Source organism: Amycolatopsis sp. SID8362 (assembly GCF_010550475.1).
GTDB classification, from domain to species: domain Bacteria; phylum Actinomycetota; class Actinomycetes; order Mycobacteriales; family Pseudonocardiaceae; genus Amycolatopsis; species Amycolatopsis eburnea.
Genome location: NZ_JAAGNB010000454.1, coordinates 1 through 2,999, shown reverse-complemented (window position 1 = coordinate 2,999; position 2,999 = coordinate 1). Strand labels below are relative to the sequence as shown.

Genomic DNA, 2,999 nt, shown 5'->3' with positions numbered 1-2,999 from the left:
CGGGCTGGCTCGACGCCGGCGGCGCGGCGACGTTGATCGTCGGCCCGCTCGCCTTCGAGTCGCCCTGGAAGACGTTGATCAGCATCAGCCCGCCCCAGGCGAGGATGACGACGGTCGCGACCACCAGCACGGTGACGCCGAGCGCGAGCTTGCGCCGCCGGGCGACGTCCTTGACCGGCTTCTTCGTGGTCCAGACGGTGCCTTCGCCCTCGGCCGGGTCACCGCCGACGGCCTTGATCAGCTGGGTGCGCTCTTCCTCCTCGGCCACCTGGTCGAGCATCCGGAGGATGGCCGCGCTGGTGCGGATGCCGCCGTTGCCGCCGTCCTCGATCGTGCGGACGGCCAGCGACGACAGGTCCGCCGGGACCGTCGGCACCAGCTGGCGGGGCGGGACGATCCGACCCTGCGGCGACAGCGGCGCCGCCGGGATCGCGGGCGGGCCGCCGGGCAGCGCCCAGCGGCCGGTCAGCAGCAGGTAGAGGACCGCGCCGAGCGCCTTGACGTCGTCGCGGAGGGTGGCTTCCGGCAAGGGGCCGGGGAACGCGAGCTTGAGCGCGCCGTTCGGCGTCAGGCGGAGGCGCTGCGGGTGGTCGAGCCCGAGGACGAGCCCGTTCTGGTGCGCCTGTTCGACGGCTTCGGCCAGCGCCTGCACCATCCGCGCGGCCGCGGCGGGCGCCACCGGCCGCTGCGCGACGAGGTCGACCAGGTCGCTGCCCTTGGTCCACTCCGCGACGACGACGCCGAGCAGGCCTTCGCTGGAGGTGATGCCGCTGCCGAGCGCGAGCACGTCCAGCACGCGGGCGACGCCGCCGTGGCCGAACTTGGACGCGTGCGTGGCGCGTTCGAGGGTGCGCCGGGCCAGCCGGGCGGCTTCGGGCTCGGCCGGGTCGCCGACCAGCAGGGTCAGCGCGACGTCCCGCTTCAGCTGCCCATCACGGGCCCGCCAGAGGTGCGCGTCGTTCCGCTCGTCCACGCCGAACTGCGCGAGGAGGCGGTAGCGGCCGTCGCCGACCACACGCCCGGGGGCCAGCGATCCGACCTGGGCCTTGCCCACGTGGTTCGCACCCCCCGCCTGTTCGCTCCGCCTCGTGTCCACCCTCACTCGCTCCCGCTCGATCCCCGCTGTCGAGGGTACCCAGAATACGACGCACGAGTCGTCGCCATCCGTACCGGAATCGTTACCCGCGCTTGATCAACCGGGTGAACCTCGAAGTGGCCGGCTTCAGCTCCTCCACCTTCAGCGCCATCAGCACGCCGAACGAGACGACGATGCCCACGACGCTCTGCAGGAGAAGTTTCACCCACGCGCCGAAAGTAGGCCCGAACGAGTCCGGCACCAGCTTGCCCGCGACCCACGCCGCGGCGACGCCGAGCACGCTCGCCACCACCGTGAAGAGGATCACCCCGATCACCCGCTTGCTCCGCAGATTACCCAGCGTCACCCAGAGCCACACCTGGCCGAGGATCGCGCCGACCACGAACGTCAGCGCGTTGACCATCATCACGCCGAGCACGACGTTGTCCGGCGACAGCAGCACCGGGCACAGGTACAGCAGCGGCACCTTGACCAGCGTCATCACGATCATGATCAGCGTCGGCGTGCGCGCGTCCTTCATCGCGTAGAACACGCGCATCTGCAGCATGACCAGCGCGTACGGCAGCAGCGCGAACGCCGAGATGGCCAGCGCGTCGCCGAGCCGCTCGGCGGTCTCGACCGTGCCCTTGCCGAAGGTGAACAGCGCGATGCCGATCGAGCCGCCGACCACGGTCATCACCGCGGAGATCGGCACGAGCATCACCGTCGAGATCCGCGACGCGTACGAGAGGTCGCCGATCAGCTTCTTGTGGTCGCCGTCGGCGGCGGCGCGGCTCATCCGCGGCATGATCGCCGTCAGCAGCGACACGCCGATGACGCCGTACGGCAGCTGGAACAGCAGCCAGGCGTTGCTGTACGCGGTCACCCCACCGGGTGAACCGCTGGTCAGGACGCGCGTGTTGATCGTGTAGCCGATCTGGCTGACGGCGACGTAGCCGAGGATCCACAGCGCGAGGCCGCCGAACTCCTTCATCTGCTTGTCGATGCCCCAGCGCCACTTGAACCGGAAGCCGGACCGCAGCAGCGGCGGCACCAGCAGCAGCGCCTGCGCGACGATGCCGCCGGTCACGCCGATGCCCAGCGTCAGCACCTTGGGGTCGGTGATCGACACCTGCGCGGTGTTGATGTCGCCGGGCATGATCCAGACGACCAGGATCGTGAAGATGACGACCAGGTTGTTGATCACCGGTGCCCACGCGGTGGGGCCGAAGATCTGCTTGGCGTTCAGCACCGCCGAGAGCAGGGCGAAGACGCCGTAGAAGAAGATTTCGGGCAGCAGCAGGTAGGCGAACGCCGTGGTCAGGTCCGCGCTCGCCTTGCCGGACTTGTCGACGTAGAGGCTGGTGAACGCCGGTGCGGCGATCACCGCGATGACCGTGCCGACCAGCAGCAGCGTGAACGCCACGGTGATCAGCCGCTGGGTGTAGGCCGCACCGCCGTCGTCGTCGTCCTGCGAGCGCACCAGCAGCGGCACCACCACGCTGGCGAGCACGCCACCCATCAGCAGCTCGAAGATGATGTTCGGCATCGTGTTGGCGACGTTGAACGAGTCGTTCGCGATGCCCTGACCGATCGCGCCGACCAGCAGCAGCTTCCACAGGAAGCCGGTGATCCGGCTGATCAGCGACGCGATCGCCATCCGCCCGGACGCCTTCGCCAGCGACGGCGCCTTGGCCGGCGCCTCCGGCGCTTCCCCGTCCGGCCGGGGTTTGACCAGCGGCCCCTTGAGCGCCGGCATGACCTGGGTCGCCAGCGCGTCGTACGGGCGCATGACGTCCGGGTCGGCGACCGGCCACCGCGAGTTCATCGGCACGCCGGCGGTGCGCGGGATGAACCGCGTGGCCTCCGGGTCCGGCGGGCGCTGGGCCTCGTCCTGCCACGGCCGCACCGGCGCCGGCCGCCG

General features: G+C 70.6%; 2 protein-coding genes. Both read right to left on the bottom strand.

Annotated elements, in window-relative coordinates; all coding sequences use genetic code 11:
- A partial coding sequence (locus G3I65_RS14355; protein WP_160696551.1) for a protein kinase family protein occupies window positions 1-1,096 on the bottom strand: 1,096 nt, incomplete at its 3' end.
- Between the two features lie 82 nt (window positions 1,097-1,178).
- Window positions 1,179-2,999: murein biosynthesis integral membrane protein MurJ (gene murJ / locus G3I65_RS14350; protein ID WP_239071160.1), on the bottom strand; the 1,821-nt coding region annotated here is incomplete at its 5' end.